This is a genomic window from Citrobacter farmeri (genome assembly GCF_019048065.1).
Lineage (GTDB): Bacteria > Pseudomonadota > Gammaproteobacteria > Enterobacterales > Enterobacteriaceae > Citrobacter_A > Citrobacter_A farmeri.
Genome location: NZ_CP077291.1, coordinates 3826164 through 3842484, shown reverse-complemented (window position 1 = coordinate 3842484; position 16321 = coordinate 3826164). Strand labels below are relative to the sequence as shown.

Sequence of the window (16321 nt, the reverse complement as noted above, 5' to 3'; positions counted from 1 at the left end):
ACGCGACGCATGAAAGCAGCGGCAAAAACGCTAAAACCAAAACGTCAGGAAGAACAGGCCAACTTTATCAGTTGGCGTTTTGCGTTGTTGTGCGGCTGCATTTTACTGGCGCTGGGTTTCCTGCTGGGGCGTGTTGCCTGGCTGCAGATTATCGCGCCGGACATGCTGGTGCGTCAGGGCGACATGCGCTCGCTGCGCGTACAGGAAGTGGCGACCTCGCGCGGCATGATCACCGACCGTTCGGGTCGCCCGCTGGCCGTCAGCGTACCGGTGAAGGCTATCTGGGCCGATCCGAAAGAAGTCCATGCCGCTGGTGGCGTTAGCGTTGGCGATCGCTGGAGAGCGCTCTCTACCGCTCTGAATATCCCTCTTGATCAACTGGCTGCCCGTATCAACGCCAACCCGAAAGGGCGCTTTATTTATCTGGCGCGTCAGCTCAACCCGGATATGGCGGATTACATCAAAAAGCTGAAGTTGCCGGGCATTTATCTGCGCGAAGAATCCCGTCGTTACTATCCCTCCGGCGAAGTGACCGCTCACCTCATTGGTTTTACCAACGTGGACAGCCAGGGGATTGAAGGCGTTGAGAAGAGTTTTGACAAATGGCTTACAGGTCAACCGGGTGAGCGTATTGTGCGTAAAGACCGCTATGGTCGCGTCATCGAAGATATCTCTTCCACCGACAGCCAGGCCGCGCATAACCTCGCGCTGAGCATTGACGAACGTCTGCAGGCGCTGGTTTATCGCGAACTGAACAATGCAGTGGCGTTTAACAAGGCGGAGTCCGGGAGCGCGGTACTGGTGGATGTGAGTACCGGTGAAGTGCTGGCAATGGCGAACAGCCCCTCCTACAACCCAAACAACCTGAGCGGCACGCCGAAAGATGCGATGCGTAACCGTACCATTACCGACGTTTTCGAGCCGGGCTCAACCGTCAAACCGATGGTAGTGATGACCGCGCTCCAGCGTGGGGTAGTACGGGAAAACAGCGTGCTCAATACTGTTCCCTATCGAATTAACGGCCACGAAATCAAAGACGTGGCGCGCTACAGCGAATTGACCCTGACCGGGGTTTTACAGAAGTCGAGTAACGTCGGTGTTTCTAAGCTGGCGTTAGCGATGCCGTCCTCAGCGTTAGTAGATACTTACTCACGTTTTGGGCTAGGAAAGGCGACCAATTTGGGGTTGGTCGGAGAACGCAGTGGCTTATATCCTCAAAAACAACGGTGGTCTGACATAGAGAGGGCCACCTTCTCTTTCGGCTACGGGCTAATGGTAACGCCGTTACAGTTAGCGCGAGTCTACGCAACGATTGGCAGTTACGGCGTTTATCGTCCGCTGTCGATCACCAAAGTTGATCCCCCGGTTCCCGGTGAGCGTATTTTCCCGGAATCGACCGTACGTACCGTTGTGCACATGATGGAAAGCGTGGCGTTGCCGGGCGGCGGCGGTGTGAAGGCGGCGATTAAAGGCTATCGCATTGCCATTAAAACCGGTACGGCGAAAAAAGTCGGCCCTGATGGCCGCTACATCAATAAATACATTGCTTATACCGCAGGCGTTGCGCCTGCGAGTCAGCCGCGCTTCGCGCTGGTTGTTGTGATCAACGATCCGCAGGCGGGTAAATACTACGGTGGCGCCGTTTCCGCGCCGGTATTTGGTGCCATCATGGGCGGCGTTCTGCGCACCATGAACATCGAACCGGATGCGCTGGCAACGGGCGAAAAAAGTGAATTCGTAATTAATCAAGGCGAGGGAACAGGTGGCAGATCGTAATTTGCGCGACCTTCTTGCTCCGTGGGTATCAGGTTTACCTGCGCGAGAACTGCGAGAGATGACACTCGACAGCCGTGTGGCTGCGTCGGGCGATCTCTTTGTGGCAGTGGTAGGTCATCAGGCGGACGGGCGTCGATATATCCCGCAGGCGATAGCGCAAGGTGTGGCTGCCATTATTGCAGAGGCGAAAGATGAGGCAACCGACGGTGAAGTGCGTGAAATGCACGGCGTACCGGTTATTTATCTCAGCCAGCTTAACGAGCGTTTATCTGCACTGGCGGGCCGCTTTTATCACGAGCCATCTGAAAATATGCGTCTGGTTGGCGTAACCGGTACTAACGGTAAAACCACCACGACGCAATTACTGGCGCAGTGGAGCCAACTGCTCGGCGAAACCAGCGCAGTGATGGGTACGGTCGGTAACGGTCTGCTCGGTAAAGTGATCCCAACGGAAAATACCACCGGCTCGGCTGTTGACGTCCAGCAGGCGCTGGCAGGACTGGTCGAACAGGGCGCTACCTTATGCGCGATGGAAGTCTCTTCCCACGGTCTGGTCCAGCATCGTGTCGCGGCGCTGAAATTCGCCGCCTCGGTGTTTACCAATTTAAGCCGCGACCATCTGGATTATCACGGCGATATGGAGCATTACGAAGCCGCGAAATGGCTGCTCTTCTCTACGCACCATTGCGGGCAGGCGATTATCAACGCGGATGATGAAGTTGGTCGCCGCTGGTTGGCAAATCTGCCGGATGCCGTGGCCGTTTCGATGGAAGACCATATCAACCCTAACTGCCACGGCCGCTGGCTGAAGGCGGTTGAGGTGAATTATCACGACAGCGGCGCGACCATCCGCTTTGCCTCAAGCTGGGGCGAAGGGGAGATTGAAAGCCACCTGATGGGGGCGTTTAACGTCAGCAATCTGCTGTTGGCGCTGGCCACGCTGCTGGCGCTGGGCTATCCACTCGCTGACCTGCTGAAAACGGCTGCACATCTGCAGCCGGTTTGTGGGCGCATGGAAGTCTTTAGCGCACCGGGTAAAACCACCGTCGTTGTCGACTACGCCCATACCCCTGATGCGCTGGAAAAAGCGTTGCAGGCGGCGCGTCTGCACTGCACCGGGCAACTCTGGTGTGTCTTTGGTTGCGGCGGCGATCGTGACAAAGGAAAGCGCCCGCTGATGGGAGCGATTGCCGAAGAGTTCGCTGACGTAGTGGTGGTCACAGACGACAACCCGCGCACTGAAGAACCGCGCGCCATTATCGATGACATTCTGGCGGGCATGCTGGACGCTGGTCGGGCAAAAGTGATGGAAGGCCGCGCAGAAGCGGTGACCAACGCCATTATGCAGGCGAAAGACAACGATGTGGTGCTGGTGGCGGGCAAAGGCCACGAAGATTACCAGATTGTCGGAACTCAGCGCCTCGACTATTCCGATCGCGTGACTGCGGCGCGTCTGCTGGGAGTTATCGCATGATTCGCGTAACGCTCAGCCAACTTGCCGCTATTCTCGACGGCGAACTGAAAGGGGACGATTTGTCCCTCGATGCCGTCACCACCGATACGCGTAAGCTCACGCCAGGCTGCCTGTTTGTGGCGCTCAAAGGCGAACGTTTTGATGCCCATGATTTTGCCGAACAGGCAAAAGAGGGAGGGGCGGGTGCGCTGCTGGTCAGCCGTCCGCTGGCAATTGATTTACCGCAGGTGATTGTGAAAGACACTCGTCTGGCCTTTGGCGAACTGGCCGCATGGGTGCGCACGCAGGTTCCGACGCGCGTGGTGGCATTAACCGGTTCATCCGGTAAAACCTCGGTGAAAGAGATGACGGCGGCGATCCTTAGCCAGTGTGGCAACACGCTCTATACCGCCGGCAACCTGAATAACGACATCGGCGTACCGATGACGCTGCTGCGCTTAACCCAGGATCATGACTACGCCGTGATTGAATTAGGTGCCAACCACCAGGGCGAAATCGCCTGGACCGTCAGTCTGACGCGTCCGGAAGCGGCGCTGGTTAACAATCTGGCGGCGGCGCATCTGGAAGGCTTCGGCTCTCTGGCGGGAGTGGCGAAAGCGAAAGGTGAAATCTTTACCGGTCTGCCTGAAAACGGCATTGCCATTATGAATGCCGATAATAATGACTGGCTGAACTGGCAGAGCATTATCGGCGATCGTAAAGTCTGGCGTTTTTCACCCAATGCCGCCAACAGCGATTTCACGGCGACCAATGTGCATGTGACGTCACATGGCACTGAATTTTTACTGCAAACGCCTGGCGGGAGCATTGATGTGCTGCTGCCGTTGCCGGGGCGTCACAATATCGCCAATGCACTGGCTGCGGCGGCGCTGTCGATGGCCGTTGGCGCAACGTTGGGTGCGATTAAAACCGGTCTGGCGAATTTAAAAGCGGTACCGGGACGTCTGTTCCCTGTCCAGTTAGCGGAAAATCAGCTGCTGCTCGATGACTCGTATAACGCCAACGTCGGGTCAATGACCGCCGCGGTACAGGTGCTGTCCGAAATGCCGGGTTACCGTGTGCTGGTTGTCGGCGATATGGCCGAACTGGGTGCAGAAAGCGAAGCCTGTCATGTGCAGGTCGGAGAGGCGGCGAAAGCAGCAGATATCGACTGCGTCTTGAGTTCAGGGAAACTGAGCAAGGCTATCAGCGACGCGAGCGGCGTCGGCGAACATTTTGCGGATAAACCCGCGCTGATCGCACGTCTACAGACGCTGATTGCAGAGCAACAGATCATAACAATTTTAGTGAAGGGTTCACGTAGTGCCGCCATGGAAGAGGTTGTACGCGCATTACAGGAGAAAGGATCATGTTAGTTTGGCTGGCCGAACATTTGGTCAAATATTATTCCGGCTTTAACGTCTTTTCTTATCTGACGTTTCGCGCCATTGTCAGCCTGCTGACCGCGCTGTTCATCTCATTGTGGATGGGCCCGCGTATGATCGCCCGTCTGCAAAAGCTCTCCTTCGGCCAGGTCGTGCGTAACGACGGTCCAGAGTCTCACTTCAGCAAACGCGGCACGCCGACGATGGGCGGGATCATGATCCTCACTGCGATCGTCATTTCTGTTCTGCTGTGGGCGTATCCGTCAAACCCGTACGTCTGGTGCGTGCTGGTGGTGTTGATTGGCTACGGCATCATCGGTTTTGTCGATGATTATCGCAAAGTGGTTCGCAAAGACACTAAGGGCCTGATCGCGCGCTGGAAATACTTCTGGATGTCGGTCATTGCGCTTGGCGTCGCCTTCGCACTGTACCTCGCCGGGAAAGACACGCCGGCGACGGAACTGGTAGTGCCGTTCTTCAAAGACGTCATGCCACAACTGGGACTGTTCTACGTTCTGCTGGCGTACTTTGTGATTGTCGGCACCGGCAACGCGGTGAACCTGACCGACGGTCTGGATGGTCTGGCGATTATGCCAACCGTTTTTGTCGCGGGAGGCTTCGCGTTGGTGGCGTGGGCGACCGGGAACATGAATTTTGCCAGCTATCTGCATATTCCATACTTACGCCATGCGGGTGAACTGGTGATCGTCTGTACGGCGATTGTCGGCGCGGGCTTAGGCTTTCTGTGGTTTAACACCTATCCGGCGCAGGTCTTTATGGGCGACGTCGGATCGCTGGCGCTGGGCGGCGCGCTTGGCATTATCGCCGTGCTGCTGCGTCAGGAGTTCCTGCTGGTGATTATGGGCGGGGTGTTTGTGGTGGAGACTCTGTCAGTCATATTGCAGGTCGGCTCCTTCAAGCTGCGCGGTCAGCGCATTTTCCGCATGGCACCGATTCATCATCACTATGAACTGAAAGGCTGGCCGGAACCGCGCGTGATTGTGCGTTTCTGGATTATTTCGCTGATGCTGGTCCTGATTGGCCTGGCAACGCTGAAGGTACGTTAATCATGGCTGATTACCAGGGTAAAAACGTCGTCATTATCGGTCTGGGGTTAACCGGACTCTCTTGCGTGGACTTTTTCCTCGCCCGTGGCGTAACCCCTCGTGTGATGGATACCCGGGCGACACCGCCGGGGCTGGATAAGTTACCAGAAGCGGTAGAGCGCCATGTAGGCAGTCTGAACGACGACTGGTTATTGGCGGCGGATCTGATTGTGGCAAGCCCTGGTATCGCCCTGGCGCATCCGTCACTGAGCGCAGCGGCTGATGCGGGCGTCGAGATCGTGGGTGATATCGAACTGTTTTGCCGTGAAGCACAGGCACCGATTGTCGCGATCACCGGTTCGAACGGGAAAAGCACCGTCACCACGCTGGTGGGTGAAATGGCGAAAGCGGCAGGCGTGAACGTCGGCGTTGGCGGCAACATTGGTCTGCCTGCGCTGATGTTGCTGGATGTGGAACGCGAACTGTATGTTCTTGAGCTCTCCAGCTTCCAGCTCGAGACCACGTACAGCCTGCAGGCGGCGGCTGCCACCATTCTGAACGTCACCGAAGATCATATGGACAGGTATCCATTTGGTTTACAGCAGTATCGCGCGGCAAAACTGCGTGTTTACGAGAATGCGAAAGTCTGCGTGGTCAATGCCGATGATGCGTTGACGATGCCGATTCGTGGTGCCGATGAGCGCTGCGTGAGTTTTGGCGTCAACATGGGGGATTATCACCTTAACCGCCAGCAGGGCGAAACCTGGCTGCGGGTGAAGGGTGAGAAAGTGCTGAACGTGAAAGAGATGAAGCTTTCTGGTCAGCATAACTACACCAACGCCCTGGCGGCGCTGGCGCTGGCGGATGCGGTGGGTTTACCGCGTGCCAGCAGCCTGAAAGCGCTGACGACGTTCACCGGTCTGGCGCATCGTTTTCAGTTAGCGCTGGAGCATAACGGTGTGCGCTGGATTAACGACTCGAAAGCGACCAACGTCGGCAGCACTGAAGCGGCGCTGAACGGCCTGCACGTTGACGGTACGCTGCATCTGCTGCTGGGCGGCGATGGTAAATCGGCGGATTTCTCTTCGCTGAGCCGCTATCTGGAAGGCGATCGTGTGCGTTTGTACTGCTTCGGTCGCGATGGTGCGCAACTGGCGGCGTTACGCCCTGATATTGCGGAACAAACCGAAACAATGGAAGAGGCAATGCGCCTGCTGACGCCGCGTCTGCAGTCAGGCGATATGGTACTGCTGTCTCCGGCCTGCGCCAGCCTCGATCAGTTTAAGAATTTTGAGCAACGGGGCGATGTCTTTACCCGCCTGGCGAAGGAGTTGGGTTGATGCGTTTATCTCTCCCTCGCCTGAGACTGCCGCGTCTGCCGGGATTTGGCATCTTGGGATGGATCTTTGCGGCGCTTAAAGGCTGGGTGATGGGCTCGCGTGACAAAGATTCCGACAGTCTGATCATGTACGATCGTGTACTGCTGTGGCTGACGTTGGGCCTCGCGGCGATCGGTTTTGTGATGGTGACGTCGGCATCCATGCCGGTAGGGCAACGTCTGGCTGGCGATCCGTTCCTGTTTGCCAAGCGCGATGCGCTCTATATTTTTCTGGCATTTTGTCTGGCGATGATCACATTACGTCTGCCCATGGAGTTCTGGCAGAAGTACAGCACCACGATGCTGATCGCGTCGATCATTATGCTGCTGATCGTTCTGGTGGTGGGGAGTTCGGTGAACGGGGCATCGCGTTGGATCGCATTAGGTCCTCTGCGTATTCAGCCTGCGGAATTTACCAAGCTGTCGCTGTTCTGCTATCTCGCGAACTATCTGGTGCGCAAGGTTGATGAAGTTCGTAATAACCTGCGTGGCTTTCTGAAGCCGATGGGCGTGATTCTGGTACTGGCGATCCTGCTGCTGGCGCAGCCTGACCTCGGTACGGTAGTGGTGCTGTTCGTGACCACGCTGGCGATGCTATTTCTGGCCGGGGCGAAGTTATGGCAGTTCATTGCCATTATCGGCATGGGAATTTCAGCGGTTGTGCTGCTGATCCTCGCCGAGCCTTATCGTATTCGCCGTGTGACCTCGTTCTGGAATCCATGGGAAGATCCGTTTGGTAGCGGATACCAGCTCACCCAGTCACTGATGGCATTCGGTCGCGGTGAAATGTGGGGACAGGGACTGGGCAACTCGGTACAGAAACTGGAGTATCTGCCGGAAGCACATACGGACTTCATCTTCGCCATCATTGGGGAAGAACTGGGTTATATCGGTGTGGTATTGGCGCTTTTAATGGTATTCTTCGTCGCTTTTCGCGCGATGTCGATTGGCCGTAAAGCGCTGCAGATCGACCACCGTTTTTCCGGATTTTTGGCCTGTTCCATCGGTATTTGGTTTAGTTTTCAGGCACTGGTGAACGTCGGCGCGGCGGCAGGCATGTTGCCAACCAAAGGTTTGACGCTGCCGCTCATCAGTTATGGTGGGTCGAGTTTGCTGATTATGTCGACGGCCATCATGTTTTTGTTGCGAATTGATTATGAAACGCGTCTGGAAAAAGCGCAGGCGTTTACACGAGGTTCACGATGAGTGGTCAAGCGAAGCGGTTAATGGTGATGGCGGGCGGTACCGGTGGACACGTGTTCCCGGGACTGGCGGTCGCGCACCATTTAATGGCTCAGGGCTGGGAAGTTCGTTGGCTGGGCACCGCAGACCGTATGGAAGCGGATTTAGTCCCTAAGCATGGCATCGACATTGACTTCATCCGTATCTCAGGATTGCGCGGAAAAGGTGTGAAAGCGCTGTTGGCCGCCCCTTTGCGTATTTTCAACGCATGGCGTCAGGCGCGCGCAATCATGAAAAGTTTTAAACCCGACGTCGTGCTGGGGATGGGCGGTTATGTTTCCGGTCCCGGCGGTCTGGCCGCGTGGTCTCTGGGGATTCCCGTTGTACTGCACGAGCAAAACGGTATCGCCGGGTTAACCAATAAGTGGCTGGCGAAAATCGCCACCAAGGTTATGCAGGCGTTTCCAGGCGCATTCCCTAATGCGGAAGTGGTCGGTAATCCGGTGCGCACAGACGTGCTGGCTCTGCCGCTACCGCGCGAGCGGCAGGCCGGACGTGAAGGACCGATTCGCGTGTTGGTGGTCGGGGGATCGCAGGGTGCTCGCGTACTGAATCAGACACTGCCGCAGGTTGCTGCCAGGCTGGGCGATGCGGTGACTATCTGGCATCAGAGCGGGAAAGGCGCGCAGCAGACCGTAGAACAAGCCTATGCCGACGCGGGACAACCGCAGCATAAGGTGACGGAATTTATTGATGACATGGCGGCTGCCTATGCGTGGGCCGATGTGGTGGTCTGTCGTTCTGGCGCATTAACGGTGAGTGAAATTGCTGCCGCCGGGTTACCTGCGCTGTTTGTGCCATTTCAACATAAAGACCGACAGCAGTACTGGAATGCGCTGCCGCTGGAGAAAGCGGGCGCAGCCAAAATTCTCGAGCAACCGCAGTTTACTGTGGATGCCGTCGCTAACACCCTGGCCGGGTGGTCGCGAGAAAATTTGTTAACCATGGCAGAACGTGCCCGCGCTGCATCTATTCCGGATGCCACCGAGCGTGTTGCAACTGAAGTGATCCGGGCTGCCCGGGTGTAATTGTAGCGGTGCCTTTTGCTCCGCAAAATTTTTTGAAGTTAATGGCGTAAAGAATGAATACACAACAATTGGCAAAACTGCGTTCCATCGTGCCCGAAATGCGTCGCGTTCGGCACATTCACTTTGTCGGCATCGGTGGTGCCGGTATGGGCGGTATTGCCGAAGTTCTGGCCAATGAAGGGTATCAGATCAGTGGTTCCGATTTAGCGCCAAACCCGGTGACACAGCAGCTGATGAACCTGGGCGCAACGATTTATTTCAACCATCGCCCGGAAAACGTGCGTGATGCGAGCGTGGTTGTGGTCTCCAGCGCCATCTCTGCCGATAACCCGGAAATTGTGGCGGCGCACGACGCGCGCATCCCGGTGATTCGTCGCGCGGAGATGCTGGCGGAGTTGATGCGTTTTCGTCACGGCATCGCGATTGCCGGGACGCACGGTAAAACGACCACCACGGCGATGGTCTCCAGTATTTACGCTGAAGCAGGACTGGATCCGACCTTCGTTAACGGCGGTCTGGTGAAAGCGGCAGGTGTGCATGCGCGTCTGGGGCATAGCCGTTACTTAATTGCGGAAGCGGATGAGAGCGACGCGTCGTTCCTGCATCTACAACCGATGGTGGCGATTGTCACCAACATCGAAGCCGATCACATGGATACCTACCATGGTGACTTCGAGAATTTAAAGCAGACGTTTATTAATTTCCTGCATAACCTGCCGTTTTATGGTCGTGCGGTGATGTGCGTTGACGATCCAGTGATCCGCGAGCTACTGCCGCGTGTGGGCCGTCAGACCACGACATACGGTTTCAGCGATGATGCGGATGTACGCGTCGAAGATTATCAGCAGGTGGGGCCACAGGGGCACTTCACCCTGCTGCGTCAGGGGATGTCAGACCTGCACGTAACGCTGAATGCGCCAGGCCGCCATAACGCCCTGAACGCGGCGGCGGCTGTGGCGGTTGCGACGGAAGAGGGTATTGCAGACGACGCGATCCTGCGCGCGCTGGAAAGCTTCCAGGGCACCGGTCGTCGTTTCGACTTCCTCGGTGAATATCCGCTTGAGCCGGTTAACGGCAAAGCCGGTACGGCAATGCTGGTGGATGATTACGGCCATCACCCGACAGAAGTGGACGCGACAATTAAAGCCGCACGGGCAGGCTGGCCGGACAAAAATCTGGTGATGCTGTTTCAGCCGCATCGTTTCACGCGTACGCGTGACCTGTATGACGACTTTGCCAATGTGCTGACTCAGGTTGATACGCTACTGATGCTGGATGTGTACGCGGCGGGCGAAGCGCCGATTCCGGGAGCGGACAGCCGTTCGCTGTGTCGCACTATTCGTGGTCGCGGTAAAATTGACCCGATTCTGGTTTCCGATCCGGCGCAGGTTGCGCAGATGCTGGCGCCGGTATTAACCGGCAATGATTTGATTCTGGTGCAGGGTGCGGGAAATATCGGCAAAATCGCACGTTCCTTAGCTGAAATCAAATTGAAGCCGCAAAATCAGGAGGACGAACAACATGGCTGATAAAATCGCGGTCCTGCTGGGCGGTACCTCTGCTGAACGTGATGTGTCACTGAATTCCGGTGCGGCTGTGCTGGCCGGATTACGTGAAGGCGGCGTGGATGCGCATCCGGTCGATCCGAAAGAGGTCGATGTTACATTGCTGAAATCGATGGGCTTTCAGAAAGTCTTTATCGCCCTGCATGGTCGTGGCGGGGAAGATGGAACCTTACAGGGGTTACTGGAACTGGTTGGCTTGCCTTATACCGGCAGCGGTGTGATGGCATCGGCGATCTCCATGGATAAACTGCGCAGCAAGTTACTGTGGCAGGGGGCGGGGTTACCCGTTGCACCGTGGGTCGCGCTGACCCGGTCGCAGTTTGAAAAAGGCATTAACAAAGAGCTGGTTACGGAAATTTCCGCGCTGGGTTTACCGCTGATTGTGAAGCCCAGCCGTGAAGGATCCAGCGTGGGAATGTCAAAAGTGTCAGAATATGACGCTTTACAGGATGCATTAACGTTGGCTTTTCAGCATGATGAAGAAGTTCTAATCGAGAAATGGCTCAGCGGTCCGGAATTTACGGTAGCGATACTGGGTGAAGAAATTTTACCCGCAATTCGTATCCAACCCGCAGGAACCTTCTATGATTATGAGGCGAAGTATCTGTCTGATGAGACACAGTATTTCTGCCCTGCTGGTCTGGAAAGCGAAGAAGAGTCTATTTTGCAGGCATTAGTGCTGAAAGCGTGGACAACCCTGGGCTGTAAAGGCTGGGGGCGTATTGATGTTATGCAGGATAGCGATGGTCAGTTTTATCTGCTGGAGGCGAATACCTCACCGGGTATGACCAGCCACAGCCTGGTGCCGATGGCGGCGCGTAAGGCGGGGATGAGTTTCTCGCAGTTGGTGGTACGAATTCTGAAGTTGGCGGACTGATATGTCGCAGGCTGCGCTGAACACGCGAAACAGTGATGAAGAGGCTTCCTCCTCACGTCGCAATAATGGAACGCGTCTTGCAGGTATTTTCTTCCTGCTGACGGTGCTGTGTACCGTGCTGGTCAGCGGCTGGGTGGTGTTAGGGTGGATGGAAGATGCGCAGCGTTTGCCGCTGTCAAAACTGGTGTTAACCGGTGAGCGCCATTACACGAAGAATGATGATATTCGCCAGTCGATTCTGGCGCTGGGCGCGCCTGGCACCTTTATGACCCAGGATGTGAATATCATCCAGAGTCAGATTGAACGCTTGCCGTGGATTAAGCAGGCCAGTGTCAGAAAGCAATGGCCTGATGAATTGAAGATTCATCTGGTTGAATATGTGCCGATTGCGCGTTGGAATGATCAGCATATGGTAGACGCCGAGGGAAATGCCTTCAGCGTGCCGGCCGATCGCACCAGCAAACAGGTTTTACCCATGTTATCAGGCCCGGAAGGCAGCGCGAGTGAAGTGTTGCAGGGATATCGTGACATGTCACAGGTGTTGGCGAAGGACCGGTTTACCTTAAAGGAAGCGGCAATGACCGCTCGTCGTTCCTGGCAGTTGACGCTTAATAACGATATTAAGCTCAATCTCGGCAGGGGTGACACGATGAAACGTTTGGCTCGCTTTGTAGAACTTTACCCGGTTTTACAGCAGCAGGCGCAAACCGATGGCAAACGGATTAGCTACGTTGATTTGCGTTATGACTCAGGAGCGGCAGTAGGGTGGGTTCCCTTGCCTCCGGAGGAATCTAATCAGCAACAGAATCAGGCACAGGCAGAACAACAATGATCAAGGCGACGGACAGAAAACTGGTAGTTGGACTGGAGATTGGCACCGCGAAGGTCGCCGCTTTAGTAGGGGAAGTTCTGCCCGACGGTATGGTCAATATCATTGGCGTGGGCAGTTGCCCGTCACGCGGGATGGATAAAGGCGGCGTTAATGACCTTGAATCCGTGGTGAAATGCGTGCAGCGCGCCATTGACCAGGCAGAACTGATGGCGGATTGCCAAATCTCCTCGGTCTATTTGGCGCTTTCGGGCAAACATATTAGCTGTCAGAATGAAATCGGCATGGTGCCGATTTCGGAAGAAGAAGTGACGCAGGAAGACGTGGAAAACGTCGTGCATACCGCGAAATCAGTACGCGTTCGCGATGAGCACCGTGTTCTGCACGTGATCCCGCAGGAATATGCGATTGACTACCAGGAAGGGATTAAAAACCCGGTCGGTCTTTCCGGCGTTCGTATGCAGGCAAAAGTACATTTGATCACCTGCCACAACGATATGGCAAAGAATATTGTTAAAGCCGTGGAACGTTGTGGTCTGAAAGTTGACCAACTGATATTTGCCGGACTGGCGGCCAGTTATTCTGTCCTGACGGAAGATGAACGTGAACTGGGCGTCTGCGTCGTTGATATTGGTGGTGGTACAATGGACATCGCCGTTTATACTGGCGGGGCTTTGCGCCATACCAAAGTGATCCCTTATGCAGGCAATGTGGTCACCAGCGACATCGCGTATGCCTTCGGCACGCCACCGAGTGACGCCGAAGCGATTAAAGTTCGCCACGGCTGCGCGCTGGGATCCATTGTCGGGAAAGATGAAAGCGTTGAAGTGCCAAGCGTGGGTGGGCGTCCGCCGCGCAGTCTGCAACGACAGACGCTGGCAGAGGTGATTGAGCCGCGTTATACCGAGCTGCTCAATCTGGTCAACGAAGAGATATTGCAATTACAGGAACAGCTTCGCCAGCAGGGTGTGAAACATCATCTGGCGGCGGGGATTGTACTGACCGGTGGTGCGGCGCAAATCGAAGGTCTTGCTGCCTGTGCCCAGCGCGTGTTCCATACGCAGGTGCGTATCGGTGCGCCGCTGAATATTACTGGTCTGACGGATTACGCTCAGGAGCCGTATTACTCAACGGCGGTGGGGCTGCTTCACTACGGGAAAGAGTCCCATTTAAGTGGTGAAGCTGAAGTAGAGAAGCGTGTTACGGCTTCAGTTGGCTCTTGGATTAAACGTCTTAACAGCTGGCTGCGAAAAGAGTTTTAATTTTTATGAGGCTGGCGAAATTACGGCCTCAGGCGACAGGCACAACGGAGAGAGAAACTATGTTTGAACCTATGGAACTGACCAACGACGCGGTGATTAAAGTCATCGGCGTCGGTGGCGGCGGCGGTAATGCCGTTGAACACATGGTGCGCGAGCGCATTGAGGGTGTTGAATTCTTCGCGGTAAATACCGACGCTCAGGCGTTGCGAAAGACTGCGGTTGGCCAGACTATCCAGATCGGTAGCGGTATTACCAAAGGTCTGGGTGCGGGTGCGAACCCGGAAGTCGGTCGCAATGCAGCAGATGAAGATCGTGAAGCTCTGCGTGCAGCGCTTGACGGTGCAGACATGGTGTTTATCGCAGCAGGCATGGGCGGCGGCACCGGTACCGGTGCAGCACCAGTGGTTGCTGAAGTGGCTAAAGATTTAGGGATCCTGACCGTTGCGGTTGTGACCAAGCCTTTCAATTTTGAAGGCAAAAAGCGTATGGCTTTCGCGGAGCAGGGGATCACTGAACTGTCCAAGCATGTGGACTCGCTGATCACTATCCCGAACGACAAGCTGCTGAAAGTACTGGGTCGCGGTATCTCTCTGCTCGACGCGTTTGGCGCGGCGAACGATGTGCTGAAAGGCGCGGTGCAGGGGATCGCCGAACTGATTACCCGTCCGGGTCTGATGAACGTCGACTTTGCTGACGTGCGCACCGTGATGTCCGAAATGGGCTACGCGATGATGGGTTCTGGCGTCGCGAGCGGTGAAGACCGTGCGGAAGAAGCTGCTGAAATGGCGATCTCCTCTCCGCTGCTGGAAGATATCGATCTGTCTGGGGCGCGTGGTGTGCTCGTCAACATCACGGCGGGCTTCGACCTGCGTCTGGATGAGTTCGAAACTGTCGGTAACACTATCCGTGCCTTTGCATCGGATAACGCGACCGTGGTGATCGGTACCTCCCTGGATCCGGATATGAATGACGAACTGCGTGTCACCGTGGTGGCAACCGGTATTGGTATGGACAAGCGTCCTGAAATCACGCTGGTCACCAACAAACAGGTGCAGCAGCCGGTGATGGATCGTTACCAGCAGCACGGTATGGCACCGTTGACGCAAGAGCAGAAACCGGTCGCAAAAGTGGTGAACGACAATACGCCGCAAACCGCGAAAGAGCCGGATTATCTGGATATCCCTGCATTCCTGCGTAAGCAAGCCGATTAAGAATCGGCTGGAATTTGGGATTCGAGGCTCTTTGTGCTAAACTGGCCCACCGAATGTATAGTACACTTCGGTTGGATAGGTAATTTGGCGAGATTATACGATGATCAAACAAAGGACACTTAAACGTATCGTTCAGGCGACTGGCGTCGGTTTGCATACCGGCAAGAAAGTCACCCTGACATTACGCCCTGCGCCGGCCAACACCGGGGTCATCTATCGTCGCACCGACTTGAATCCACCGGTAGATTTCCCGGCCGATGCCAAATCTGTGCGTGATACCATGCTCTGTACGTGTCTGGTTAACGAGCATGATGTACGGATTTCAACCGTAGAGCACCTTAATGCTGCTCTGGCGGGGTTGGGTATCGATAACATTGTTATCGAAGTCGATGCTCCGGAAATCCCGATCATGGATGGCAGTGCTGCTCCGTTTGTCTACCTGTTGCTTGACGCCGGTATTGAAGAACTAAGCAGTGCCAAGAAATTTGTTCGCATCAAAGAGACCGTTCGGGTCGAAGATGGTGACAAGTGGGCCGAGTTCAGACCGTACAATGGTTTTACGTTGGATTTCACCATCGACTTTAACCATCCGGCGATCGACTCCAGCACTCAGCGCTATGCGATGAATTTCTCTGCTGATGCGTTCATGCGCCAGATTAGCCGTGCGCGTACTTTTGGTTTCATGCGTGATATCGAATATCTGCAGTCTCGTGGCCTGTGCCTGGGCGGCAGCTTCGATTGTGCCATCGTTGTTGACGATTATCGCGTACTGAACGAAGATGGCCTGCGTTTTGAAGATGAATTCGTTCGTCACAAAATGCTCGACGCAATTGGCGACTTGTTCATGTGCGGTCACAACATTATTGGTGCATTTACCGCGTACAAATCCGGTCATGCACTGAATAACAAACTGCTTCAGGCTGTCCTGGCAAAACAGGAAGCCTGGGAATTTGTGACCTTCCAGGACGACGCAGAACTGCCGCTGGCTTTCAAAGCGCCTTCGACCGTACTGGCATAACGACACAGGTTGTCGCATAAATTCGACTGGTTAATCTGGCACTCTCTCCGGCCAGGTAAGCCAGTCGTTTTTTTTGGCTTTTTTCTGCCCTGTCTGTAGGCAAAGCCGTTATTTGGTATCGTTCTTTAGCGTACTGAACCGCAATGCCGTGCGAACGCTGCTTTCTTAAGCATTTTTACCTGCAACTTCTTATCAATACTGCTGTAGTGCCTGCACATTAATGATAAGATTTGTGCGCAAAAAACGTTTTG

The 16321-nt window shown here is 55.3% G+C and carries 13 protein-coding genes; all 13 read left to right on the top strand.

Annotated features, from left to right (window positions below; genetic code table 11):
• The first annotated feature begins 9 nt into the window (after positions 1-9).
• The 13 genes from ftsI (at position 10) to lpxC (ending at position 16070) form a co-directional block, all read left to right on the top strand.
• A complete protein-coding gene (gene ftsI, locus I6L53_RS18005; protein WP_042323864.1) occupies positions 10-1776 on the top strand; it encodes a peptidoglycan glycosyltransferase FtsI in 1767 nt (588 codons plus the stop codon).
• Positions 1763-3250, top strand: a complete 1488-nt coding sequence (murE, locus tag I6L53_RS18000; RefSeq protein WP_042323862.1) for a UDP-N-acetylmuramoyl-L-alanyl-D-glutamate--2,6-diaminopimelate ligase — start codon at positions 1763-1765, stop codon at positions 3248-3250. The genes ftsI and murE overlap by 14 nt, the downstream gene beginning before the upstream one ends.
• The gene (gene murF / locus I6L53_RS17995) at positions 3247-4605 is read left to right on the top strand and encodes a UDP-N-acetylmuramoyl-tripeptide--D-alanyl-D-alanine ligase (RefSeq protein ID WP_042323859.1); all 1359 of its coding nucleotides are present in this window, start codon (positions 3247-3249) and stop codon (positions 4603-4605) included. The genes murE and murF overlap by 4 nt, the downstream gene beginning before the upstream one ends.
• Positions 4599-5681 (top strand): phospho-N-acetylmuramoyl-pentapeptide-transferase, encoded by a 1083-nt coding sequence (mraY, locus tag I6L53_RS17990; protein ID WP_042323857.1) that lies wholly within the window; start codon positions 4599-4601, stop codon positions 5679-5681. The genes murF and mraY overlap by 7 nt, the downstream gene beginning before the upstream one ends.
• 2 nt (positions 5682-5683) lie before the next feature.
• Positions 5684-7000 (top strand): UDP-N-acetylmuramoyl-L-alanine--D-glutamate ligase, encoded by a 1317-nt coding sequence (gene murD, locus I6L53_RS17985; protein WP_042323855.1) that lies wholly within the window; start codon positions 5684-5686, stop codon positions 6998-7000.
• Positions 7000-8244, top strand: a complete 1245-nt coding sequence (gene ftsW / locus I6L53_RS17980; RefSeq protein WP_042323853.1) for a cell division protein FtsW — start codon at positions 7000-7002, stop codon at positions 8242-8244. The genes murD and ftsW overlap by 1 nt, the downstream gene beginning before the upstream one ends.
• The gene (murG, locus tag I6L53_RS17975) at positions 8241-9308 is read left to right on the top strand and encodes an undecaprenyldiphospho-muramoylpentapeptide beta-N-acetylglucosaminyltransferase (RefSeq protein WP_042323851.1); all 1068 of its coding nucleotides are present in this window, start codon (positions 8241-8243) and stop codon (positions 9306-9308) included. Before ftsW ends, murG begins: the two co-directional genes overlap by 4 nt.
• 53 nt (positions 9309-9361) lie before the next feature.
• Positions 9362-10837 carry a UDP-N-acetylmuramate--L-alanine ligase gene (murC, locus tag I6L53_RS17970; RefSeq protein WP_042323850.1) on the top strand — a complete coding sequence of 492 codons (1476 nt, stop codon included), beginning with the start codon at positions 9362-9364 and terminating at the stop codon, positions 10835-10837.
• A complete protein-coding gene (locus I6L53_RS17965) occupies positions 10830-11750 on the top strand; it encodes a D-alanine--D-alanine ligase (protein ID WP_042323849.1) in 921 nt (306 codons plus the stop codon). Before murC ends, I6L53_RS17965 begins: the two co-directional genes overlap by 8 nt.
• A gap of 1 nt (position 11751) precedes the next feature.
• Positions 11752-12582, top strand: coding sequence for a cell division protein FtsQ (ftsQ, locus tag I6L53_RS17960; protein ID WP_042323848.1), 831 nt, complete (start codon positions 11752-11754; stop codon positions 12580-12582).
• On the top strand, positions 12579-13841 hold the full coding sequence (ftsA, locus tag I6L53_RS17955) for a cell division protein FtsA (RefSeq protein ID WP_003018755.1): 1263 nt from the start codon (positions 12579-12581) through the stop codon (positions 13839-13841). The genes ftsQ and ftsA overlap by 4 nt, the downstream gene beginning before the upstream one ends.
• 59 nt (positions 13842-13900) lie before the next feature.
• Positions 13901-15052 (top strand): cell division protein FtsZ, encoded by a 1152-nt coding sequence (gene ftsZ / locus I6L53_RS17950; protein ID WP_004857884.1) that lies wholly within the window; start codon positions 13901-13903, stop codon positions 15050-15052.
• 100 nt (positions 15053-15152) lie between these two features.
• Positions 15153-16070 (top strand): UDP-3-O-acyl-N-acetylglucosamine deacetylase, encoded by a 918-nt coding sequence (gene lpxC, locus I6L53_RS17945; protein WP_042323847.1) that lies wholly within the window; start codon positions 15153-15155, stop codon positions 16068-16070.
• Positions 16071-16321: the final 251 nt, after the last annotated feature.